We start from the raw sequence: 22,121 nt of genomic DNA on the forward strand, positions 1-22,121 counted from the left end.
CGTGAGATGCGGGGAAAGCGCCCTTCAGCTCTCCTGGCCGGTCAGCACTACTCGCCCTCGGAGTCCGCCCTCCGCCAGTCGCTCGTGTGCCTTTGCCGCGTCGTCCAGCGGCAAGGTCTCCGCGACCCGGACGGCGAGCACGCCGCTGTCGACCAGGGCCACCAATTCGCCCAGTGCGGCGCCGTCGGCGCGGATCCAGACGTGCTCGACCCTGATGCCGCGCAAGGGAATCGGCGCCGCGCCGGCCGCGAACACTACGAACCGCCCGCCGCCCTTCACGGCGTCCAAGGCGTCGAGGCCGAGCAGTGCCGTGTCGAGGGCGGCATCCACCCCGCCGGGGACTTCGGCGCGCACACGGTCAGCCAGGAAGTCGCCACGGGGCACGAAAACCTCCGCGCCGAAGTCGCGAACCAGTGCCTCGTCGGCGGAACCGGCGACGGCCACCACGCGATGACCGCGGGCCTTGGCCAAGGCGACCGCGTACCCGCCGACCGCGCCCGCGGCTCCCGTCACCAGGACCGTCGCTCCCGGCGGGAGGGCGACCAGATCGAGCGCCTGGCGGGCGGTCAAGCCGTTCAGCGGCAGGGTCGCGGCCTCCACGAGGGACACCGTCCGCGGGGCGCGGGCGATCGCGTCCACATCGAGCACGACGTACTCGGCGTAGGTGCCGAGCGCGGTCGCCGGCCGGTCCCGCAGGCCGATCACGGCGTCACCCGCGGCGAACCCGGTGACGCCGTCGCCGATCGCGTCGACCGTCCCGGCCACGTCCCAGCCGATCCCGACCGCTTCCCGCGGCGGGATGATCCCCGCCTCGGTCAGGAAACCCGACCGGGTCGCGGCGTCGACCGGGTTGACCCCGGCCGCGGCCACCTTCACCCGTACTTGCCCGGTTCCCGGCGCGGGCACCGGGATCTCGATGGATTCCAGGACTTCCGGGCCACCGAACCGGCGGACCACCATCGCGTGCATCGCTCTCCTCCCAGGGGTCGTCGAGACCGAACTTATGGGGAGCTACTCTCCATCGGGAAGTACGCACTTCGAGGTGCCCAACCCACGCGGAGGTACGGCGATCGTGGTCACGCGCACGGCACAGGAACGGCGGAACGAGGAGAAACGGGCCTACGACGCCTATCTCGCGGCCTGCCCGGCCCGGAAGCTGCTCGACGAGGTCTCGGGGAAATGGGTCAGCCTGGTCCTCGTCGCCCTCGGCGACGGGCCCCAGCGCTACAGCGACCTCTCGCGCCGGATCGCCGGCGTCAGCCAGAAGATGCTCACGCAGACCCTGCGGACCCTGGAACGGGACGGCCTGCTGACCCGCACCGTCACCGCCTGTGTGCCGGTCCGCGTCGACTACGAGCTGACCGATCTCGGCCGCAGCCTCCGTGAGCTGCTGGCCGGGATCAAGGACTGGGCCGAGACGCGGTTCGACGAGGTCGAGTCCGCCAGGGACCGTTACGACGCGCGATCGGCGGCTCTCACCATCGGGTCGGACGGCGCGGGCTAGGGTAACCGGGTGTCCACCGCACGCGCCGAACGATTGGTCAACCTGGTTCTGGCCCTCCTGTCCACCCGGCAGTACCTCACCGCCGAACGGATCCGGGGCATCGTGCCCGGGTACGCCGACGCGGCCAGCGACGAGGCCTACTTCCGCATGTTCGAGCGCGACAAGACGGAACTGCGTGAACTCGGCATCCCGCTGGAGACCGGCCGCAACTCCGCCTTCGACGCGATCGACGGCTACCGCATCGCGCGCCGCGACTACGAACTCGGCGAGATCGACCTCGCGCCCGACGAGGCGACCGCCGTCGGCCTCGCCGTCCGGCTGTGGGATTCGCCGGAACTGACCGGTGAGGCACAGGGCGCGCTGGTGAAGCTCCGCGCCGCCGGAGTCGAGGTGGACGACCACGCCCCGACCGTCGTCGAACCCCGCGTCCGCGCCGAACCGGCGTTTGGACCGTTGCTCGCCGCGGTCCAGGCCGGTCAGGCGGTGCGCTTCGAGTACCGGCGCAGCGGTTCGGCCGAACGCAAGATCCGCACCCTCGAACCGTGGGGTGTCGTGTCGTGGCGTGCCCGCTGGTACGTCGTCGGGCATGACAGGGACCGCGGCGCTTCCCGCTGCTTCCGGCTCTCCCGCGTCACCGGCAAGGTCGAACCCGTCGGGAGGGCCGGCGTCGTCGAACGCCCGGAAGGGGTCAACCTCCTGCAGATGGTGTCGTCCAGCAGCGGTGAGGACCCGTCCGCGCCGACCACCGCCAGTGTCTGGGTCGCCGACGGCCGGGCCGCCGGGGTCCGCCGCCGTGGCCGTGTCGTCGGCCGCAGCGACGCGGGAGGAGAAGAAGGCGACCTCGTGGAGATTGACCTGTACTACCCGGAATCCGCCGCCGACTGGCTCACCGCGCACGGTCCGGACATCCTGGTCCTCGAACCCGACGTCCTCGCGAAGTCGGTCCTCAGCCGCCTTGAGGCCATCGCCCACGCAGGCGGTGCCCGATGAGCGCCACCGGACGGATGCCGCGCCTGCTGGCGCTCGTGCCGTACCTGCTCGCCCGGCCGGGTATCAAGATCACCGACGCCGCCGCCGATTTCGACGTCTCGCCCAAACAGCTGCGCAAGGACCTCGAACTCCTCTGGATGTGCGGGCTGCCCGGCTACGGACCCGGTGACCTGATCGACCTCTCCTTCGAAGGCGACACGATCGTCGTCACCCACGACGCCGGGATGAACCGCCCGTTGCGGCTCACCGGTGGCGAGGCGACGGCCATGCTGGTCGCGCTGCGGGCGCTGGCCGAGACACCCGGCGTGGTCGACGCCGACGCCGTCCGCCGCGCCATCGCGAAGATCGAAGCCGCCGCGGGACAGGCCCAGCCGTCGGGGATCGTGGTCAGCGGGGGAGTCCGCGAAGGCAAGAAGACCGCCCGCACCCGCGAAGCCGTCCGTGCCGCCCTCACCGCGAAGCGCGCGCTGCGGATCCGGTACTACACCGCGTCCAAGGACGAGATCACCGAACGCACCGTCGACCCCATGCGGCTGCTCATCGTCCAGGCGGTCGGCTACCTCGAAGCCTGGTGCCGCCGCGCGGAGGACGTCCGGTTGTTCCGGCTCGACCGCATCGACGAGCTGACCGTGCTCGACGAACCCGCCGTCCCGCCCGCGCACGCCCGGCCGACCGACATCTCCGACGGCGTCTTCCGCCCGCGTCCCGATCAGCAGGAAGCCGTTCTGGTGCTCGACCCCGACACCCGCTGGGTCGCCGAGTACTACCCGTGCGAGGAACTCGACGAACTCGACGGCGGACGGCTCCGCATCCGGATGCGCTACGCCGACGAGTCCTGGATGGTCCGGCTGATCCTCGGACTGGGCGGAGACGCGCAGGTAGAGAGCCCCGCCGCGCTGGCGGAGGCGGTTCGTCGACGGGCGGCCGACGCGCTGGCGCGGGCACGTCACCTTGCGTCAACCTACGAGCAGTAGGGTGACGCCGTGTCGTACCTGCCGAGCATCGTGCTCGCCGTCGCCGGGCTGATCGCGCTCTTTGTTCTGCTGATCAAGTTACGCGGAGCCTTGCGCGTACTCACCCATACGATGAGCATGGTGGCTACGAACACCCGAAAACGGACAGGGCTGCTCCGCGCCCGGTCGGCCGCGCTCCGTGTGGCGATCGCGCAACGACGTGGGCTCGAAGACCGGTAACATCTCACCCAGAGACTCAAGAAGGAGGCCGCACACGATGAACGCGCTGCAGCCGTGGCACATCATCATCCTGGTGCTCGTCGTTGTCCTGCTGTTCGGCGCCAAGAGGCTTCCGGACGCCGCGCGGTCCATCGGCAAGTCCATGAAGATCTTCAAGGCCGAGACCAAGGACATGGCCGGAGACAAGGACAAGGCGGCCGAGACCGAAGAGGTCGAGACCAAGCAGCTGCCGCAGGCCACCACGCCCGCGCCTGCCGCGACCGCGCAGGACAAGCAGGTCGCCGACCTCCAGCGTCAGCTCGACGAGCTCAAGAAGCAGCAGGCCGCCGCGCCCGCTCCGGCCGAGCAGGCACAGAAGAACGCCAGCTGAGCGGTCTTTTAGCAAGCCAGCTTCCAGCCAGCACAGCGGAGCCTGTTCGCGGATGAGCGCGCCGAAGTCACGGCGCGCTCATGGTGGACCCTGACGAGAACGGACTGTCCAGTGGCGGATTCCGCCTCCGGTGAGGAGCGCCGCGGCACGAAGCGGCGCAAGCGCAGCCGTCGGAGCAACCCCGACGGCACGATGACGCTCATCGAGCACATCTACGAGTTCCGGCGTCGGCTGGGCTTCGCGCTGCTCGCAATCGTGGCTGGCGGGATCATTGGTTTCATCTGGTTCCAGACCAAGGTGGGCGTGATCCCGTCACTCGGCGAGATCATGACCGGCCCGTACTGTGGCATCCCATGGGAGCGCAGGCTCGGAGCCAAGGCGGACGGCCCTTGTCAGCTGCTCCAGACGGTCCCGTTCGAAGCCTTCATGATCCAGCTGAAGGTCGGCCTCGCCGCTGGCGCGGTGCTGCTGGCCCCGCTGTGGCTCTACCAGATCTGGGCGTTCATCGCGCCCGGCCTCTACTCGAAGGAACGCAAGTACGCGCTCACCTTCGTCTTCTTCGCGTCGATCCTCTTCGCCGCGGGCGCGGTGCTGGCGTACCTGCTCATCCCGCACGCTCTCGAGCTGCTGATGAACTTCGGTGGCGACCAGTTCATCACCGCGCTCACCGGTGACAAGTACATCTCGTTCATCCTGTCGCTGCTGCTGATCTTCGGTGTCAGCTTCGAACTCCCGTTGTTCGTGGTGATGCTGAACCGCGTCGGGGTCCTGAAGTACCAGACGCTGAAGAAGTGGCGCCGCGGTCTGATCATGGTCGTGTTCGTCTTCGCCGCCTTCGCGACACCCGGCTCGGACCCGTTCTCGATGATCGCCCTGGCGGGGGCGCTGGTGGTGCTCCTGGAGTTGTCCATCCAGATCGCCCGCTTCCACGACCGCAAGCTCGACAAGGAACGCGGCACCGAGGGCTGGGACCAGCTCGCCGACGACGAGGCCGCGCCGTTCGACTACACGCCGAGCACGATCGACGAGGAGCCTTCCGCGGCCACGAACGGCAAGCGGACCAGCACCGACGACGTCACCTGATCCCGCGATGCACGCGGCACTGGCCGTCCACCCCGCCTCCGGGAACGGAACGGCGGGACGGCTGATGGAGTCGGTCGCGGCACGGCTGCGGCCCGTCGTCGACCGGCTCGACGTCCTCGTCGCCGGCACGGTCGAGGAATCCCGCGCGCTGATGACCGATTCCCGCGCGGCCGGGCTGGACGTGCTCGTCGTCCTCGGCGGGGACGGAGCGGCCCACGAGGGCGTCCAGTTCTGCGCCCAAACCGGCGTCGCGCTCGGACTCGTCCCCGCGGGCACCGGCAACGACTTCGCCAGGGCACTCGGTGTCCCGGAACGTCCACACGCCGCGGTGGACCTGGCTGCCCGGCAGATCGCCGCGGGGAAGCGGCGCAGGATCGACCTCGGCCGCGCCGGCGGCGAATGGTTCGCCACCGTCCTGTGCTCCGGATTCGACGCGCTCGTCACCGCACGGGCCAACCGGCTGACCTGGCCTCGCGGCCCGCGCCGCTACGACCTGGCGATCCTGGCGGAACTGACGGCGTTCCGCACCTGGCCGGTCGTGCTCCGCACCGACGTCGAGACGATCGAAGTCGACGCCACCATGATCGCCGTCGGCAACACCCCGTTCTACGGCGGCGGCATGCCGATCTGCCCGGGAGCGGACCCCGAAGACGGCCTCTTCGACGTCACGGTCGTCGGGAAGGCCACCAGACGCGACCTGCTCCGCATGCTGCCCGGCGTCCGCACCGGCGAGCACCTCGCGCATCCGGCGGTCCGGACCCTGAAGGCCAGCGAGATCCACCTCGCGGGCAGCGAGCTTCCCGTCTTCGCCGACGGCGAGCCGCTGGGCGGGCTGCCGATCGACATCACCTGCGTTCCCGGCGCGCTCACTGTCCTCGGCTGAGCCCGATGCCGGGAGTTGCGGGCGCGCTTCAGGCCGGGTGTCCAAAAGGGACACTTTCTCGGCGATCAATGCCCGACTTGAGCAGTTCGCCCGGTCTCGCGAGGTGGTCGTGAGTGGCAAAGAGCGTTCTAACCCTCATTGCCACTCACGACCCCGTCCGGGACCGCACATCTAGGCATCAATCAGACATCGATTCGTCGGAAATCGTCCCTTATGGACCCGACCACCTTTGGCTTACCTGCTCAAGCAAGGGCCCGGTGTCGCGACTGAGCCCGGCGTAGCCGCCCGCTCGCCACACCAGGCCCCGGAGCGTCGCCATCGCCACCAGTACGCCCGGCGAGAAGAAGACCTCGCCGCACCGGTGGCAGAACCACCCTCGCCGCCAGCAGGCCGACGCGTCCGGGATGGCCCGCCGGTTCCGCGCGTTACGCCGGAGCCGCAGCACGAAGAGCACGGCGAGCAGCGCCGCGGGCCCGGCCGCCGTTCCCGGGATCGTCACACCGAATGCGAACTGTCGGTGGGGTATGGAACCCTGACGAAGTGGTCAACAGCCCTTCTCAGACCCCGGCCGAGGCGTACGCAGCCTCCCAGCGCCGCGCTCGGTATCCCCAGCTGACCCGGTTCGCCGCGGAATCGGCGTTCGAGTTCGACGACTTCCAGATCCGCGGGTGCGAGGCGCTCGAAGCAGGCCACGGCGTGCTCGTCTGCGCGCCCACCGGGGCCGGGAAGACGGTGGTCGGCGAGTTCGCGGTGCACCTCGCCCTCGCCGAAGGGCGCAAATGCTTCTACACGACGCCGATCAAGGCGCTGTCGAACCAGAAGTACGCCGACCTGGTCGGCCGCTACGGCGCCGACGCCGTCGGCCTGCTCACCGGTGACACCTCGATCAACGGCAACGCCCAGGTCGTGGTCATGACCACCGAGGTCCTGCGCAACATGCTCTACGCCGGGTCGTCGACCATCGGCGAACTCGCCTACGTGGTGATGGACGAGGTGCACTACCTCGCCGACCGGTTCCGCGGCGCGGTCTGGGAGGAGGTCATCCTCCATCTGCCCGAGCACGTCCGGGTCGTCGGCCTGTCGGCCACGGTGAGCAACGCCGAGGAGTTCGGCGAATGGCTGGTCGAGGTCCGCGGCGACACCACCGTCGTGGTCGACGAGCACCGTCCTGTGCCGCTGTGGCAGCACATGCTGGTCGGCAACCGGCTGATGGACCTGTTCGCCGGCCAGGAGGAACACGCGCCGGGCGCCGAGCTGCGGATCAACCCCAGCCTGCTGCGCCGCACCGAGGAGATCGGCGGACGGTTCGCACCGGCCGGGTTGCGCGGGCCGAGGGGACGGCGAGGGGCGCCGTCGCGAATGCCGCGGTACCGGCCGCCATCCCGCACCGAGACGGTCGAGCGCCTGGACAACGCCGGGCTGCTGCCCGCCATCGTCTTCATCTTCTCCCGCGCGGGCTGCGACGCCGCCGTCGGCCAGTGCGTCCGGTCCGGCCTGCGGCTGAACGGCCCCGATGAGGTCGAGAAGGTCCGCCGTATCGTCGCCGAGCGCACCAAGGACCTGCCCGAAGGCGACCTCGGCGTCCTCGGCTTCTGGGAATGGCGGGAGGCGCTTGAGCGCGGTATCGCCGGTCACCACGCCGGGCTGCTCCCGGCGTTCAAGGAGACCGTCGAGGAACTGTTCGTCCAGGGGCTGGTGAAGGTCGTCTTCGCCACCGAGACGCTCGCGCTCGGCATCAACATGCCCGCGCGCACCGTCGTCCTCGAACGGCTGGTGAAGTACAACGGCGAGGCGCACGTGGACCTCACGCCGGGGGAGTACACGCAACTCACCGGGCGGGCCGGGCGGCGCGGGATCGACGTCGAAGGCCATGCCGTCGTCGCCTGGCAGCCGGGGATCGACCCGAAGCAGGTCGGCGGCCTCGCCTCGACCCGGACGTACCCGCTGCGGTCGTCGTTCCGGCCCGGCTACAACATGGCGGTGAACCTGGTCGCGCAGGTCGGCGCCGAAGCGGCCCGTGACCTGCTGGAACAGTCGTTCGCGCAGTTCCAGGCCGACCGGTCGGTGGTCGGCACCGCGCGGCGGATCGAGCGGAACAAGGAGGCCCTGCGGGGCTACACCGCCGCCATCACCGGCGACTTCGACGAGATGCTCGAGTACGTCGAGCTGCGCGCGAAGATCTCGGCGAGGGAAAAGGCGCTTTCGCGGCAGAACACCTCCGCGCGCCGGGCGGGTACGGCCGAATCGCTGGAGAAACTCCGCAAGGGAGACGTCATCGCCGTGCCCGCGGGCAGGCGCGCGGGGCTCGCGGTGGTCGTCGACCCGGGGCTCGACCCGATCCGGGAACCGCGTCCGGTCGTGGTCACCGAGGACCGCTGGTCCGGTCCGCTCTCGGTGTCGGACTTCCCGTCGCCGGTGGAGGCGCTGGGGAACATCAAGCTGCCGAAGCATATCGAGCTGCGTTCGCCCAAGACCCGCCGTGACATCGCGTCGAGTCTGCGCAACGCCGGAATCTCCTTGCCCGGCAGGCAAAAGCGCCGGGCCGGGGCCAATGAGGACGGTGAGCTGGCCGCCCTGCGGCGCGCGCTGCGGTCGCATCCGTGCCACGGTCTGGCCGAGCGTGAGGCGAACCTGCGCTGGGTCGAGCGGTACCAGCGGCTCACGGCGGAGACCGAGCAGCTGGAACGCAAGGTCGCCGCGACCACGCACTCGCTCGCCCGCGCCTTCGACCGCATCCTGCGGCTGCTGGGCGAGCGCGGCTACCTCGGCCCCGAATCCAAGGGCGACGGCGAGGACCGCGTCACCGAACACGGCAAGCGGCTCACCCGGCTCTACAGCGAGTCCGACCTGCTCGCCGCCGAGTGCATCCGGCACGACGTCTGGAAGGGCCTGGCGCCCGCCGAACTCGCGGCCGTCGTCTCGACGCTGGTCTTCGAGGCGCGCCGCGACATCGCGGGGGAGCCGCGGCTGCCCGCGGGCAAGGTGCTCGACGCCTGGCAGGCGACCACGCGGCTGTGGATGGAACTCACCGACGACGAGCGACGGCACAAGCTGGACCGCACCCGCGAGCCGGACGCGGGTTTCGCCTGGCCCATCTACCGCTGGGCGCGCGGCGAATCACTGGAGAAGGTCCTCACCGCCGCCGAGGCGAACGGTCAGGAGCTGTCCGCCGGCGACTTCGTGCGCTGGTCGCGGCAGGTCATCGACCTGCTGGACCAGATCCGCGACGTCCTGGGCAGGGCCGACCCGGTCGGCGCGGCCGCCTCGGACGCGGTGAAGGCCCTGCGGCGCGGCGTGGTCGCGGCGGGCGGCGCCTGACCGGCCTCGCGAGTGGTAATGACGGTCAGAACCGTCATTACCACTCACGAGCTGGGCGTGGGACAGTGGGCAGGGGCGCCGACCTGTGGTTGGATCGCCACGACGGCCCGGTGATACGGCCGCTGACGATGGTGAACAGGCGGAGGCGAACGATGAGCACGCCGTATGGCGGCAACGACCCCCAGCAGCAGCCCCAATGGGGGCAGCAGCCGGGCTACGGGCAACAGCCGGGCGGCGCTCAACCGCCGAGCGGCCCGCAGCAGCAACCGCAGTGGGGTCAGCAGCCGCAGTACGACCCGTCGCAGACGCAGCAGCAGCAGCCCCAGTGGGGCCAGCAGCCCGCACCCTACGACCCGGCACAGCAGCAGCCGGGGTATCCGCAGAGCGGTCCCCAGCAGCAGCCCGGCTACGACCCCTCCCAGACACAGCAACAGCAGCCGCAGTGGGGTCAGCAACCCCAGTACGGCCAGCAGCCGGGTTACCCGCAGAGCGGCCCGCAGCAGCAACCGCAGTACGGCGGGCAGCAGCCGGGCCAGTACGACTACGGGCAGGGCCAGTTCCAGGGCACGCAGGGCGAAACACAGGACAAGCCGAAGTCCAAGAAGGGCCTGTTCATCGGGATCGGCGCGCTCGTGGTGATCATCGCCGCGGTCGGTGTCCTCGGCTTCGTGACGCCCGGCTGGTTCAACACCCAGGTCTTCAACAACACGCAGATGCAGACCGACGTGCAGAAGCTGCTCACCGAGACCTACCAGATCCCGAACGTCAGTGCCGTCTCCTGCCCCGCGGGCAAGGAGGTCAAGGACGGCGTGAAGTTCACCTGCACCGCCACGATCGACGGCAAGCCGCAGGAGGTGCCGATCACCGTGAAGGGTGACACCGGCAACTACGAGGTCTCGCCGCCCGCCGTCCCCAAGTAAACGGCGGGCGCCCGGGGCGGTCGATCCGGCATGATCGATCCCATGGGTGACTTCACGGTGCGGCCGCTCCGGGCCGACGAGGACCGGGCCGCGACGGATCTGTTCAGGCGGGCGTTGCACGTCAAGGAGATGACCGACGAGGAATGGTCGGCCATCTCCTCGTCGAGGCAGCCGGATCGCGGACTCGGGGCGTTCGACCCGGAGCTGATCGGCACCGTCCGGTCGTTCGATTCGGAGGTGACGCTGCCCGGCGGCGGCACGGTCCCGCTCGCCGCGGTCAGCCTCGTCGGTGTCCGTTCCGACCGCGTCCGCCGCGGTGTGCTGACGGCCCTGATGCGCGCCCAGTTCGAGGATTTCGCGGCCCGCGGCTTCCCCGCGGCGATGCTGCACGCGTCCGAAGGCGCCATCTACGGCAGGTTCGGCTACGGCATCGCCGCACGGGGCAAGTCGATCGAGATCGACAGGCATCGCGCCCGGTTCCGCCCCGAGGTCCCGGCCGGTGGGGAGATCACCTTGCTGGATCTGGAAAGTACCGTCGAGCAGTGGCCGTCGCTCTTCGACGCGATCCCGCGTACGCGGCCCGGCATGATCGCCAGGAGCCCGTACCTGTGGCCGGGCTACGAACGGGAAGTGCGCCGGGCGACCACACCCGTCACGACCGCTGTGCACCGCGGCCCGGACGGTGTCGACGGCTATGTCACCTACACCGTCGAGAGGGCGCATTTCGGCGACCCGTCGTTGTTGAAGATCCAGTCCTTCCACTACGCGGGTCCCGACGCCTTCGCCGGGTTGTGGCGCTATCTGCTGTCCGTGGACCTTGTCGACCAGATCACCGCTCAGAAACGGCCGCTCGACGAACCGGTCGAGTTGCTGTTCACCGACCCGCGGCACGTCGCCGTGCAGAAGATCCAGGACGAGGGGTGGCTCCGTCTCGTCGACGTCCCCACGATGCTCGGAGTTCGTTCGTACCGGGGCGAACCGGTCGTCATCGAGGTCACCGACCCCTTCCGGGAGCACAACTCCGGCCGCTACCGCCTTTCCGGGAACGGCGCCGTCCGCACGACCGACCCGGCGGATCTCGAGATGAACGCCGACACCTTGTCGATGCTGTACCTGGGCGGCTGGCGCGCGTCGGACCTCGCCGTCGCCGGCCGTGTCCGTGCCACCGGCGAGACCGCCCTGGAGCGGGCGGACCTGCTGTTCGGCACGCGGGTGGCCCCCTGGTGCGGTACCTTCTTCTGACGTTGGAAGATCACCTTGGTGGGGGTGGAGAAGCTTGAGCAGGCGAGCCGTCGCGACGGTCGTTCTGTGCTGTGCCGCTTTCGCGGTCCTGGCCGCGTGTTCGGACACGCCGGCACCCGCGCCGGCGACGAAGACCGTCACGGTCCCGCCGAGCACCTCGTCGAGCGCGGCGGCCAGCGGCGGCACGTCCTCGGGCGGCCCGTCCTCCTCCGGCACTCCGGGCCGGGTCTTCGATCCGCGGACCATGCAGGCGGACGTGCGCAAGATCCTCACCGAGACCTATCAGGTGAGCGACGTCGGCGAAGTGCTCTGTCCTGCCAACCGGCCCGTCCAGGACGGCAGCACCTTCAGCTGCACGGTCAAGGTCGGCGGGGTCGGCAAGACCGTCACGATCACCGTCACCGGGAACGACGGCCGCTACGAAGTCGGCGCTCCCGGCTGAAAACCGGTTGGGATCCGGCGGTTCCGGACGGCAGGATCGCGGTCATGAGCGAATTTTCTGTGCGCGCCGTGGCGGAAGGCGAACAACGGGCCTGTCTCGACGTCCTCTCGCAGGCCTTGCACGGCAAGGCGGCTTCGGACGAGACCTGGGCCAAGATGGCCCCGAGCTGGCCCGCGGCCGGGAAGTTCGCCGCGTTCGACGATCACGGCACCCCGGTGGGCATCGCCAGTTCCTTCGAGACCGAACTCACCGTCCCAGGTGGACGGAAGCTCGCCACCGCGGCCGTCGACGGCGTCGGCGTCCGCGCCGACTGGACCCGCCGCGGGATCCTCACCGCGATGATGGCCGCACAGCTGGAGGACATCGCGGCACGCGGCCTCCCGCTCGCCGCGCTGCACGCCTCGGAAGGGGTGATCTACGGCCGGTTCGGTTACGGCGCGGCCACTTACGGGAAGAGTGTTCTCGTGGAACGCCCCCGGGCGCGGCTTCGTGACGGCGTAGGGCGGGACGGGATGGTCAGGCTCGTCAGCCCGGCCGAGGCGGTCGAGTGCGTCCCGGCTCTGTACCGGCGCTTCGCGGGCGAGCGGCCCGGTTTCCTCGCCCGGCCGGTCATGTGGTGGCCGGGCTTCTTCGACCGGATCGTCACCGGGGACGAGGGCTATCGCGTCGCCGTCCACAGTGGATCCGACGGGGATGACGGTTTCGTGGTCTACCAGACCATCGACCAGCGCGACCGGCAGGCGCCGGAACGGGGCGCGCTGCTGGACATCCGGGAGATGCACGCCGCGACACCGGGGGCTCAGGCGGGTTTGTGGCGCTTCCTGCTGTCGGTCGACCTGGTCTCGGCCGTCACCGGACGGGGGCGCCCGATGGACGAGCCGATCGCCGCACTGCTCACCGACCCGCGGGCGGTCAACACCACCGAGGTCATCGACGATTTGTGGGTGCGGCTCGTCGACGTACTCGCCGCGCTGCGGGCGCGCACCTACGGCACCGCCGAACCCGTGGTGCTCGAAGTGCTCGACCGGCAGCTTCCGGGCAACAACGGCCGTTACGTCGTCGGCCCGGGCGGGGTGGACCGCACGACCGCCGACGCGGAACTCCGGCTCGACGCCGACACCTTGGCGTCGCTGTACCTCGGCGACGGCCTCTTCAGCGATCTGGTGACGGCGCACCGCGTCGAGGTGCTGGACGCGGCGGCCGTCGCCCGCGCCGACGTGCTGTTCCACACCGCGCGGGCCCCGTGGTGCGGGACGTTCTTCTAGGCCGGGTTGCGACGGGGCTTGATCCGCACCTGCGGCAGCGCGGGTGCGGGCAGCCACGCCGTGGTGCCCTGATAGCCGTCCACGCGGCCGAACCGGTCCGCTTGTGCTTGCCACGCCTCCCGGTACTCGGCGATCTCCTCGTGACCGCGGCCCACGAAGTTCCACCACATGACGAGTTCCTCGGTGAACGGGGTCCCGCCGAGGAGCAGCACCCTGGCCTGTCCGGTGCCGTGGTTGGCCAGTTCGAGCGCATCGGGACCGGGTGCGAGGTAGGCGAGTTCTCCGGTGCCCAGCGCGGTTCCGGCGACGGTGAGGGAACCGATGTCCTGCAGGACCCCGTGTTCGAAGGCCGGATCGACGTCGAGGGTCAGCGCCGCGCCGGGTTCCACGGTGAGTTCGGCACCCAGCAGGGGAGTGAACGCCGGAACCGGTGAGGTGGTCCCGGCCAGGCTGCCCAGGAAGACGCGGGCGGTCGCGCCGGGCAGCCGGATCAGCGGCGGCGCGTAATGCCGGAAATCCCGCACGGTGTCGCGATGTTCGTCCGGCAGCGCGATCCACAGCTGGACGCCGTGCAGCGTCGAAGTGTCCGGAGTGGACACTTCGGAGTGGGCGATGCCATGTCCGGCGGTCATGAGATTGAGTTCACCGGGCCGGACCACGGCCACGGTGCCGATGCTGTCCCGGTGCTCGATCTCGCCACTGAACAGCCAGCTCGCGGTCTGCAGTCCGGTATGCGGATGCGGCGCGACGTCCATTCCGCCTGACTCAGCCACGTCCTGCGGTCCGTAGTGGTCGGCGAAACACCACGCGCCGATCAGGGACCGCCGCCGTTGCGGAAGCGTCCGGCGCCCCCGGATCGCCCGCGGCCCGCCGAGCGGGACGTCCCGCGGGGTCAGCACGGTGACGCCGTCACCCGGCTTGTCGCGGCACAACAGTTCGGCCGGGTCGGCCTCGGTGTTGCTCACGACTTGGGGAGCGCGGCCAGCAGGCGCTCCACCGAACGGCCGAGGTTCCAGCGTTCCGCCAGTTCGGCGACCTTGTCCGGATCGGCGGGTTCGGACGGCACGACGTCGGGACGGGACTGCTCGACCGGCGCGTCCGCCGCGACCCGGACCACCGTCGGCGCGACGGCGAGATAGTCGGCCGCGTCGGTCAGCCGCAACCGGGTCTTGAGCGGCACCCGCGCGTCGCCGGCGTTGGACGCCTCGATCAGCTCCTGCAGCGAACCGAACTGGGTGATCAGCTTCGCCGCGGTCTTCTCGCCGATCCCGGCCACGCCGGGCAGCCCGTCCGACGGGTCGCCCCGCAGTGCGGCCATGTCGGCGTAACCGGGGCCGGCGTTCCCGGCCGGGATGCCGTACTTCTCGGCCAGCTCGTCCGGGCCCAGGATCTCGGCCTTGTTCCAGCCCTTGCCGACGTAGATGACCACCGTGGGCGTCGGCTCGTGGCGGACGAGCTGGAAGAGGTCCCGGTCGCCGGTGATGACCTCGACCGGGGATTTCCGCTCGCGGATGGCGAGCGCGCCGATGACGTCGTCGGCCTCGTACCCGGCCGCCTCGGCGGTCGCGAGCCCGAAGGCCTCCAGCAGTTCCAGGATGATCGGGACCTGCGGGGTGAGGGTGTCCGGCACCTCTTCGACGTCACCGCCCTCCGGCACCTCTTCGGCCACGCGGTGGGCTTTGTAGCTGGGCAACAGGTCCGTGCGGAACTTCGGCCGCCAGTCCGCGTCGAGGCACGCGACGAGCCGGGCTGGGCGCCGGTCGGTGAGGATCCGCGCGACGGTGTCGGTGAACCCGCGCACGGCGTTGACCGGCGTCCCGTCCGGGGCGGTCATCGACTCGGGCAGGGCGTAGAACGAGCGGAAGTAGAGGCTCGCGGAATCGAGGAGGGCGAGAGGTCCGGTCACCCGGACAGCCTGCCATGTCCCGCCCCGAAAGTCCGCGAAGGACCCGACCCCCAGCCGGGTCCTCCACGGAATCCGGTCAGGCGGCGTAAGGCCGCGCCCGGCGCGCGGCGCGCAGGGCGTTGGCCCACCAGTTCAGCTGGTTCAGCAAGGTGGTGGCGGCGAGATCGGCGCCATCGGTGTCGATGTGCTCGCCGTCGGGGCCGAACTGGGTCCAGGCGTAGGGGAAGCTCACGGTCTCGCGGATGGTCGCGGCGTGGAGCTCGGCGAAGACCGGCCGCAGGTGTTCCACCGCGCGCAGGCCGCCGGAGATCCCGCCGTAGGAGACGAACGCGACCGGCTTCCCGTGCCATTCGGGGCCGGTGTTGTCGAGAGCGGTCTTCAGCGGGCCGGGGTAGCTGTGGTTGTACTCGGGGACGATCACGACGACGGCGTCCGCGGCGGCGACACCGGCGGAGAGTCCGTCGGGGGATTCGGCGAGGTCGATAACGGACAGGGCGACGTCGTCGCGCTGTTTGGCGCGATCGAGGAACCAGTTCGCGACCACGGGAGCGAAGCGGCCTTCGCGGACGCTGCTGATCACGACGGCGAGCTGATAAGGCGTGTTCGTTGTCATGAAACGAACCGTAAAACCTGAAGTTAGGTTGAAGTCAAACTCCAGAATCGCGAGTTTTGGCGGAGGTAACCGCAGAGGACTCTTTGCAAAGGGTCCTCTGCGGTTGTACGGTTGCCGCATGGGGAACGGCGAGCGGTATCTGGCGCGGGTCGACGGCCGTCTGCTGCGAGCGCTGTCGCATCCGCTGCGGGTCAGGATCCTGGAACTGCTGCGGGAGGACGGCCCCGCCACGGCGTCCGGACTGGCCAAGCGGGTGGGGGAGAGTTCCGGGACCACGAGCTGGCATCTGCGGCAGCTCGCCGAATACGGCCTGGTCACGGACGACGCCGAACGCGGCAACCGGCGCGATCGGTGGTGGAAGGCCGTGCACGAGGGGGATCAGCTGCGCGCGAAGGACTTCATCGACGACCCCGACCTCGCCGGTCCCTTCAGCGTGTACGCCCACACGCTGATCGAGCAGCGGTACGCCGCTGAAGCGCAGTTCGTCGCCGAAATGCGGGACTGGGCCGACGAGTGGATGGACAAGGTCGAGTTCCACGACTCGCCGCTGTCGCTCACTCCGGACGAAGCCGCCGCACTGAGCGAGGAGGTCCTCGACGTGATCAGCCGTTATCGAAGACGTGCCAAGGAAGGCGACACCCAGGTCCGCGTGCACTGGGCGGCCTTCCCGAGGAAATCACGGCCGGAGACGCCATGAGCAGAGTGCCACTGGGGGCCCTGGTCGCGGCCGCGGGGATCTCCTCGGCCGGGGTGATGACGACACTGATCGCGATTCCCTGGTTCGTCCTGCAGAGCACCGGGAGCGGCACGAAGACCGGACTCGTCACCGCGGCCGAGGTGCTGGGCCTGATGGTCGCCGCGTTGCTGGGCGGCCCGATCGTGGACCGGGTCGGCACGCGCCGGGCCAGCGTCTGCGCGGACCTGCTGACCACGGTCACCGTGCTCCTGATCCCGCTCGCCGTGAGCACGACCGGGCTCGGGTTGCCGGGTTTGATCGCGTTGTCGTTCGTGATGGGTGTGTCCCGCGGGCCCGCCGACACCGCGAAGCAGGTGCTGCTCGCGGGAGTCGCCGAACTCGGCGGGATCCGGATGAGCCGCGGTGCCAGTGCCGTCGAGGCCGCGATGCGGACCGGACGGATGGTGGGCGGTCCCGCCGCCGGTGCGCTGATCGCCTTGATCGGCCCGATCCCGGTGCTGTTCGTCGACGCGGGCGCGCTGCTGCTTTCCGCGGCGCTGGTGTTCACCCTGATCCCCACCGCGGCGGGTCCGCCGCGGTCCACTTCGGACGGTTACCTCAAGGAACTGCGGGAAGGGCTCGGCTACGTCAAACGGGACGCCGTGCTGCGCGCGCTCGTCGGCATGCTGATGCTCACCAACAGTCTCGACTTCGGCCTCATCGGCGTGCTGTATCCGGCCTACGGCGACCAAGTCCTGCACAGCACCGCCCTCGTCGGCGCGATGATCACCGCCGTCGCCGCCGGCGGACTGCTGGGTTCGGCACTCTACGGCTGGATCGGCCACCGGTTCTCCCGCCGCTCGGCGGTCCTGGCCGCCGTCGCCATCGAAGGCGCGCCGAGGTTCGCCTTGCTCGCACTGAAACCCACGCCGGTCGTCCTGCTCGCCGGGCTGGTGGTGGCCGGAATCGGTGCCGGCGCGCTGAACCCGATCCTGCTGCCGGTGGTCTACGAACGGGTGCCGGAAGCCGTCCGCGGCCGCGTGCTCAGCCTGCTGGTGGGCGGGGTGCTGGCCGTGATGCCGCTCGGCTCGCTCGCGGCGGGGCTTCTCCTGGACGGGATCGGTCTCGTCGGTGCGCTCGCGATCTTCGGTGGGGTTTATCTGATCGCCACCAGTTTTCCGGCGGTCTTCCGGGTTTGGCGGGGGCTCGACGATCCTGCGCCGGTCGGGAATGAGCGGTTGGTGGGTGGAGTTCGTTGACCGGTCAGGGGTTTCTTGGTTTGCGGGCCAGTCGCCGGGGTGGCGGGTTCCTTGGGTGGGGGAGCCGGTCTGCCGTTGGCGGTGACCCTCATTCGGTCGGGTTGGGGATCAACCGCAATTGCTGCGGCTGCTGGACGCCGCGGGAGCGGCGGAGCAAGGTCGCCATCCCCGGACGCGCCGATCAGAGCACCCGCCGCAAGGCCAAAAGGCAGGGCCGGGGCAGACCACGTACAGAGATCGTCCTCCGCCGCCGATGACGATCCCAGGACTCGTCCTAGTGGTGGAGTGGCAGTTCTTCGGTCACCCCGGAAGTCGCGACCCTGATCGCGGACGTTGAGGCTCTTCGCTGGACTGGGTGACGCCCCCAGGCGCTCATCAGCCTCTATGACGGTGTTGTCTGTCTGTGGGCATGCCGAAGGGCCCGTCGCCGGTATGGCTGGCGCGGGCTCCTCGGGTGGTGCGGGGGTTAGGCGGCGGCGCGGTGGAGGGTGTTGCGCCGGGTTCGCCGTAAGGGGTCCAGGTACTGGGGCGGGATGAACTCGGGGAGGCCGTCGGCTGCCATGCGGACTTGCCAGTCGCCGTGGTGGATCAGCCGGTGGTGGAAACCGCACAGCAGGGTCAGGTTCCGCAGGTCAGTAGGTCCGCCGTCTGCCCAGTGCTCAATATGGTGGGCGTGGCAGTTCTTCGGCGGCCGATGACAGCCAGGGAAGGCGCAGCCTCGGTCGCGGATGTTCAACGCTCGTCGTTGGCCTGGGGTGACGAATCGTCTCAGGCGTCCGACATCGAGGGGTTCTCCGGCGGCGTTGAGGACGACCGGGAGCATGAGGCAGTCGCAGGCGGCCATGCGGGCGTCGCGTGCGGTCATTGTTCCGACGTAGTCCACGCAGGCGGTGCCGAGGCCGGACTTGAGTTCGTCGAGGCCGATGGTGACGTGGACCAGCGTCCGGTAGCCGCTGGTGCCGGGTTGGTCGGGGCAGGCGATCGCGAGGTCGACCAGGTCCACCCACGCATCACCCAGACGTTCGGACTTCGTCCGCAGATCGGCCTGCCCGAACTCGTCCACCGGCCGCGGCGACGCATACGCCTCCAAAGCAGCGGCGGTCCGCGCACCGGCCTCGTCGTCGAGGAGGCCGTTCAGTTTCCAGAAGCCGTCTTTGCGGCGTTCCAATGTCAACTCGCGGCGCGGTTGCTTCGGTTCGGGTTCTTTCGGCTCGGCACCGTCGGGGTCGAGCCAGCCGAGGATGTTCTGTTCGGCTTTCGCCAGTTGCCGGGGACCGGCGTGCCGGGCCAGCTCGGCCAGGGTCTTCTCCGCGTGCTCCCGGTCCTCTGCCGATGTATCGAGCGGCAAGCTGGCCAGGAAGTCCAGAATCTGCTGGATCCGTTCGTCCCCGACCGCCCCCTCCGCGGCAGCGGCCGCCGTCGCGGGCGCCACAGCCGGAAGCTCGGTCCCATCCAACCCGCGCGTGGGATTCAACGCGATCGCCCGATCCACCACAGGTCGCGCTTCACCGAAGGAAAGCCCGGCCACATCGGCGAACCATGTGGCCGTCGATCCGTACCCGTACAAGTCTTTCGCGCCCCGAGACTCGATCTCCGCCAAGTACTGTCCCAGTCCGGCGGTGGCGACCCTGATCACCTGCAGGAACTGTTGCACGCCATGGGCAAGCTCCAGCTTGCCGGCGCGCCACAACTCCTGCGGCAACTCGGGAAGGATCGTCTCGGACACCACTTCAGAATACCCGACCGGGTCGAACAAATGTTCCCATCAAGGGTGAAATAGAGTATTTACTACTAAAGAGTGATATATGACTGGATCATGTCTTTCAAAGCGCGCCTCAGTACTTCAGTCGCTGGCTAGGGTGTGTCCTGGGGATCTTCATCGGAGGTGGAGGACGATGCAGGCGAGGATGATCTCGGCGCGGTGGTAGGCGGCTTGTTTGGCGAACCGTGTTGTCAGGCCACGGAGTTGTTTGAGCCTGTTGAACCATTGCTCGACCACGTTGCGGAGCTTGTAGAGGTCGGGGTCGAGGGCCGGTGGCCTGCCACCGTCCCGCGCTCCCGCAGCGCTTTCCTGGTGCTCGGGTGGGTGTAGGCCTTATCGGCCAGCACCCGCCCGACCCGTATTTTCTGTCCGTCCACCTCGATGTCACGGATGTCATCCAGCAGCGGAAGCAGCTGCGGGTTGTCCCCGGCCTGACCTGGCGTGAGGATCACCGCCAACGGCAGACCTGCGCTGTCGACGGCCAGGTGAAGCTTGGTCGTCAGTCCTCCGCGGGAGCGTCCGAGGCATTCGCCGTCGACGGCGAGGTCTTCGATCCAGTCCGCGCAGCCCCTTTTTCCGGGCGCCGGCCGCGTGCTGATGCGCCCGGACACTCGTGGAATCGACACTGATCACAAACTCGATGTTGTCCTCGAGTGTCCCGAGGGAGTCGTCTTTGACGATCACGTGTTCCAGGATCCGGTCGCACGTCCCGTCCGCGGTCCACTTGCGCAACAGCTCATGCGCGGCTCATACCGCTCAGGAAGATCACGCCACGGCGCACCCGTCCACTCATGCCACAAGATCGCGTTGATCACCTGCCGGTGACTACGCCACCGCCCATCCCTGCGACCTGTCTACACAGGCGGCAGCGGCGCAATCGCTGCCCAGGCTCTATCCGTCAGCTCACCACGACCAACCACGATCCATCGTCTGCACGCGATCATGGAAAAGATCCCCAGGACACGCCCTGGCCGCCTTCGGTCACGAGAGACGCGCCCGCCGAGTGCAACCGGTACGAGGCTCGAAGGAACCGCCCGGATCACCAAGCCCATCGAACAGATTCACCGGACACGCTCTAGGCTCGGCTTCATGTCGCGCCGTTCCCTTCACAACCCAGCCCCCGACGCCTCCGCCCTCCGCGCCCGCCTCGACCGGGCCCGCGCCGCGGCGGCCGCCGCCGGCACCGACGCCCTGCTGATCGCGCCCGGCTCGGACCTGCGCTACCTCATCGGGCAGGCAGGTGGCTCCTTCGAGCGGCTGACCACGCTGGTGATCCCGGCCGACGGTGTCCCGGCGCTGGTGCTGCCGAAGCTGGAAGCGCCCGGCTACGCCGACGTCCCGGCCGACGAACTCGGCATCGAGGTCGTCACCTGGGTCGACGGGGACAACGCCTACGAACTGGTCGCCGACAGGCTGGGCAAGCCCGGCCGGGTCGCGGTCAGCGACTTCACCCCGGCCCTGCACGTGCTCGCGTTCCGCGGCGCGCTCGGGGACGCCGAGCAGACGCTGGCCGGGCCGATCGTGCGCGAGCTGCGGATGCGCAAGGACGCGGCCGAGATCCAGGCGCTGCGCGACGCGGGTGCGGCCATCGACCGCGTCCACGCGCGGGTCCACGAATGGCTGCGGCCGGGTCGTACCGAGGCCGAGGTCGGCGCGGACATCACCGCCGCGATCGTCGAAGAGGGCCACACGCACGCCGACTTCGTGATCGTCGGCTCCGGCCCCAACGGCGCGAGCCCGCACCACGACGTCTCCGAGCGCGTCATCGAGCGCGGCGACGTCGTCGTGGTCGACATCGGCGGCCCGATCGCCGAGGGCTACAACTCCGACTCCACCCGCACCTACGCGGTCGGCGAGCCGCGAGACGCCGATGTCGCCGAGACCTACGCCGTCTTGCAGCGGGCCCAGAAGGCGGCTGTCGAGGCCGTCCGCCCCGGTGTCACCGCCGAGTCGATCGACGCGGCCGCGCGCGACATCATCGCCGAGGCGGGTTTCGGCGAGTACTTCATTCACCGTACCGGCCACGGTATCGGCCTCGACGTGCACGAGGAGCCCTACATCATCAAGGGCAACACGCTGCCGCTCGAACCGGGCATGGCCTTCAGCGTCGAGCCCGGCATCTACCAGCCGGGCCGCTGGGGTGCCCGCATCGAGGACATCGTCGTGGTCACCGAGGACGGCGTCGAGCCGGTCAACCAGCGTCCGCACGAGTTGATCGTGCTCGACGCATGACCGGTTCCCTGGAGCCGCTCGACCAGGCCATCGTCGGAGAACTGGCCGCGGACGGACGGTGCAGTTTCACCGATCTGGCCGAGCGGGTGGGCCTGTCGGTGTCGGCTGTGCACCAGCGGGTGCGCCGCCTGGAGCAGCGCGGGGTCATCCTCGGCTACACCGCGCGGCTCGACGGCGAGCAGATCGGGCTCCCGCTCACCGCGCTGATCTCGCTGACGCCGAACGATCCGGCCGCGCCGGACGACTACCCGCAGCGGCTCGAGCACATCAAGGAGATCGAGTCCTGTTACTCGGTCGCCGGGGACGAGTCGTACATCCTCCTGGTCCGGGTGGCTTCGCCGCTCGGCCTGGAGGACCTGCTCCGCCGTATCCGCGAGGCCGCCAAGGTCTCGACCCGGACCACGGTGGTGCTTTCGACGCCGTTCGAGGGGCGCTCGCCCACTCTGTGAAACCGAAAAAGGGG

General features: G+C 69.6%; 22 protein-coding genes and 1 pseudogene. 16 read left to right on the plus strand and 7 right to left on the minus strand.

Annotation, left to right across the window (positions count from 1 at the left end):
• Window positions 1–24 precede the first annotated feature (24 nt).
• A complete protein-coding gene (locus tag SD37_RS19665; protein ID WP_044853265.1) occupies window positions 25–969 on the minus strand; it encodes an NADP-dependent oxidoreductase in 945 nt (314 codons plus the stop codon).
• A gap of 103 nt (window positions 970–1,072) precedes the next feature.
• On the opposite strand from SD37_RS19665, the gene SD37_RS19670 reads away from it, so the two are divergent.
• From SD37_RS19670 to SD37_RS19700, 7 genes are all read left to right on the plus strand, one after another.
• Window positions 1,073–1,504, plus strand: a complete 432-nt coding sequence (locus SD37_RS19670; protein ID WP_037319641.1) for a winged helix-turn-helix transcriptional regulator — start codon at window positions 1,073–1,075, stop codon at window positions 1,502–1,504.
• 9 nt (window positions 1,505–1,513) lie between these two features.
• Window positions 1,514–2,494, plus strand: coding sequence for a helix-turn-helix transcriptional regulator (locus SD37_RS19675; RefSeq protein ID WP_044853266.1), 981 nt, complete (start codon window positions 1,514–1,516; stop codon window positions 2,492–2,494).
• Window positions 2,491–3,468 carry a helix-turn-helix transcriptional regulator gene (locus SD37_RS19680; RefSeq protein WP_044853267.1) on the plus strand — a complete coding sequence of 326 codons (978 nt, stop codon included), beginning with the start codon at window positions 2,491–2,493 and terminating at the stop codon, window positions 3,466–3,468. The genes SD37_RS19675 and SD37_RS19680 overlap by 4 nt, the downstream gene beginning before the upstream one ends.
• Window positions 3,469–3,477: 9 nt before the next feature.
• Entirely contained in the window at window positions 3,478–3,687 is a 210-nt protein-coding gene (locus SD37_RS19685) for a bacteriophage holin (RefSeq protein ID WP_044853268.1), read from the plus strand.
• A 37-nt stretch (window positions 3,688–3,724) separates the two neighbouring features.
• Window positions 3,725–4,057: a Sec-independent protein translocase subunit TatA gene (gene tatA / locus SD37_RS19690; RefSeq protein WP_044853269.1), complete on the plus strand. Its 333-nt coding sequence runs from the start codon at window positions 3,725–3,727 to the stop codon at window positions 4,055–4,057.
• 111 nt (window positions 4,058–4,168) lie between these two features.
• The gene (tatC, locus tag SD37_RS19695; RefSeq protein ID WP_044853270.1) at window positions 4,169–5,140 is read left to right on the plus strand and encodes a twin-arginine translocase subunit TatC; all 972 of its coding nucleotides are present in this window, start codon (window positions 4,169–4,171) and stop codon (window positions 5,138–5,140) included.
• A 7-nt stretch (window positions 5,141–5,147) separates the two neighbouring features.
• Complete coding sequence (locus tag SD37_RS19700; RefSeq protein ID WP_044853271.1) at window positions 5,148–6,023, plus strand: diacylglycerol/lipid kinase family protein; 876 nt, start codon at window positions 5,148–5,150, stop codon at window positions 6,021–6,023.
• A gap of 211 nt (window positions 6,024–6,234) precedes the next feature.
• Here the strand turns inward: SD37_RS19700 and SD37_RS19705 are convergent, their stop codons facing one another.
• On the minus strand, window positions 6,235–6,522 hold the full coding sequence (locus SD37_RS19705) for a hypothetical protein (RefSeq protein WP_052675046.1): 288 nt from the start codon (window positions 6,520–6,522) through the stop codon (window positions 6,235–6,237).
• A gap of 41 nt (window positions 6,523–6,563) precedes the next feature.
• On the opposite strand from SD37_RS19705, the gene SD37_RS19710 reads away from it, so the two are divergent.
• The 5 genes from SD37_RS19710 to SD37_RS19730 all read left to right on the plus strand — a co-directional run bounded on the left by SD37_RS19710 (window position 6,564) and on the right by SD37_RS19730 (window position 13,210).
• Complete coding sequence (locus tag SD37_RS19710) at window positions 6,564–9,341, plus strand: DEAD/DEAH box helicase (RefSeq protein WP_037319625.1); 2,778 nt, start codon at window positions 6,564–6,566, stop codon at window positions 9,339–9,341.
• 152 nt (window positions 9,342–9,493) lie between these two features.
• A complete protein-coding gene (locus SD37_RS19715) occupies window positions 9,494–10,261 on the plus strand; it encodes a DUF4333 domain-containing protein (RefSeq protein WP_044853272.1) in 768 nt (255 codons plus the stop codon).
• A gap of 42 nt (window positions 10,262–10,303) precedes the next feature.
• A complete protein-coding gene (locus tag SD37_RS19720; protein ID WP_044853481.1) occupies window positions 10,304–11,503 on the plus strand; it encodes a GNAT family N-acetyltransferase in 1,200 nt (399 codons plus the stop codon).
• Window positions 11,504–11,537: 34 nt separating this feature from the next.
• Entirely contained in the window at window positions 11,538–11,945 is a 408-nt protein-coding gene (locus SD37_RS42055) for a DUF4333 domain-containing protein (RefSeq protein WP_081736581.1), read from the plus strand.
• A 44-nt stretch (window positions 11,946–11,989) separates the two neighbouring features.
• A complete protein-coding gene (locus SD37_RS19730) occupies window positions 11,990–13,210 on the plus strand; it encodes a GNAT family N-acetyltransferase (protein ID WP_044853273.1) in 1,221 nt (406 codons plus the stop codon).
• Here SD37_RS19730 and SD37_RS19735 read toward each other — a convergent pair.
• The 3 genes from SD37_RS19735 to SD37_RS19745 all read right to left on the minus strand — a co-directional run bounded on the left by SD37_RS19735 (window position 13,207) and on the right by SD37_RS19745 (window position 15,729).
• Complete coding sequence (locus SD37_RS19735; protein WP_065912892.1) at window positions 13,207–14,175, minus strand: pirin family protein; 969 nt, start codon at window positions 14,173–14,175, stop codon at window positions 13,207–13,209. The two genes, SD37_RS19730 and SD37_RS19735, sit on opposite strands and share 4 nt — an antisense overlap.
• Window positions 14,172–15,116, minus strand: coding sequence for a 5'-3' exonuclease (locus tag SD37_RS19740; protein ID WP_044853275.1), 945 nt, complete (start codon window positions 15,114–15,116; stop codon window positions 14,172–14,174). The genes SD37_RS19735 and SD37_RS19740 overlap by 4 nt, the downstream gene beginning before the upstream one ends.
• A 76-nt stretch (window positions 15,117–15,192) precedes the next feature.
• Window positions 15,193–15,729: an NADPH-dependent FMN reductase gene (locus tag SD37_RS19745; RefSeq protein ID WP_044853276.1), complete on the minus strand. Its 537-nt coding sequence runs from the start codon at window positions 15,727–15,729 to the stop codon at window positions 15,193–15,195.
• 118 nt (window positions 15,730–15,847) lie between these two features.
• Between SD37_RS19745 and SD37_RS19750 the strand changes: the two genes are divergently transcribed.
• Window positions 15,848–16,426 (plus strand): ArsR/SmtB family transcription factor, encoded by a 579-nt coding sequence (locus SD37_RS19750; RefSeq protein WP_044853277.1) that lies wholly within the window; start codon window positions 15,848–15,850, stop codon window positions 16,424–16,426.
• Window positions 16,423–17,664 (plus strand): MFS transporter, encoded by a 1,242-nt coding sequence (locus SD37_RS19755; protein ID WP_044853278.1) that lies wholly within the window; start codon window positions 16,423–16,425, stop codon window positions 17,662–17,664. Before SD37_RS19750 ends, SD37_RS19755 begins: the two co-directional genes overlap by 4 nt.
• Window positions 17,665–18,130: 466 nt before the next feature.
• Here SD37_RS19755 and SD37_RS19760 read toward each other — a convergent pair whose 3' ends face one another.
• Window positions 18,131–19,390: an HNH endonuclease signature motif containing protein gene (locus SD37_RS19760; RefSeq protein ID WP_044853482.1), complete on the minus strand. Its 1,260-nt coding sequence runs from the start codon at window positions 19,388–19,390 to the stop codon at window positions 18,131–18,133.
• Window positions 19,391–19,540: 150 nt separating this feature from the next.
• Window positions 19,541–20,370 (minus strand): annotated as a pseudogene (locus SD37_RS42060) (IS5 family transposase).
• A 145-nt stretch (window positions 20,371–20,515) separates the two neighbouring features.
• Between SD37_RS42060 and SD37_RS19770 the strand changes: the two are divergent.
• Both SD37_RS19770 and SD37_RS19775 read left to right on the plus strand, forming a co-directional pair.
• A complete protein-coding gene (locus SD37_RS19770) occupies window positions 20,516–21,658 on the plus strand; it encodes a M24 family metallopeptidase (protein WP_044853280.1) in 1,143 nt (380 codons plus the stop codon).
• Complete coding sequence (locus SD37_RS19775; protein ID WP_037312463.1) at window positions 21,655–22,107, plus strand: Lrp/AsnC family transcriptional regulator; 453 nt, start codon at window positions 21,655–21,657, stop codon at window positions 22,105–22,107. Before SD37_RS19770 ends, SD37_RS19775 begins: the two co-directional genes overlap by 4 nt.
• Window positions 22,108–22,121: the final 14 nt, after the last annotated feature.

This window comes from Amycolatopsis orientalis (genome assembly GCF_000943515.2).
Classification (GTDB): Bacteria; Actinomycetota; Actinomycetes; order Mycobacteriales; family Pseudonocardiaceae; genus Amycolatopsis; species Amycolatopsis orientalis.

Coding starts and splice junctions, on each gene's coding strand:
- SD37_RS19730 (WP_044853273.1), top strand. CDS start 11,990: ATGAGCGAATTTTCTGTGCGCGCCGTGGCGGAAGGCGAACAACGGGCC.
- SD37_RS19745 (WP_044853276.1), bottom strand. CDS start 15,729: ATGACAACGAACACGCCTTATCAGCTCGCCGTCGTGATCAGCAGCGTC.
- SD37_RS19680 (WP_044853267.1), top strand. CDS start 2,491: ATGAGCGCCACCGGACGGATGCCGCGCCTGCTGGCGCTCGTGCCGTAC.
- SD37_RS19665 (WP_044853265.1), bottom strand. CDS start 969: ATGCACGCGATGGTGGTCCGCCGGTTCGGTGGCCCGGAAGTCCTGGAA.
- SD37_RS19770 (WP_044853280.1), top strand. CDS start 20,516: ATGTCGCGCCGTTCCCTTCACAACCCAGCCCCCGACGCCTCCGCCCTC.
- SD37_RS19715 (WP_044853272.1), top strand. CDS start 9,494: ATGAGCACGCCGTATGGCGGCAACGACCCCCAGCAGCAGCCCCAATGG.
- SD37_RS19775 (WP_037312463.1), top strand. CDS start 21,655: ATGACCGGTTCCCTGGAGCCGCTCGACCAGGCCATCGTCGGAGAACTG.
- tatA (WP_044853269.1), top strand. CDS start 3,725: ATGAACGCGCTGCAGCCGTGGCACATCATCATCCTGGTGCTCGTCGTT.
- SD37_RS19755 (WP_044853278.1), top strand. CDS start 16,423: ATGAGCAGAGTGCCACTGGGGGCCCTGGTCGCGGCCGCGGGGATCTCC.
- SD37_RS19720 (WP_044853481.1), top strand. CDS start 10,304: ATGGGTGACTTCACGGTGCGGCCGCTCCGGGCCGACGAGGACCGGGCC.
- SD37_RS19700 (WP_044853271.1), top strand. CDS start 5,148: ATGCACGCGGCACTGGCCGTCCACCCCGCCTCCGGGAACGGAACGGCG.
- SD37_RS19750 (WP_044853277.1), top strand. CDS start 15,848: ATGGGGAACGGCGAGCGGTATCTGGCGCGGGTCGACGGCCGTCTGCTG.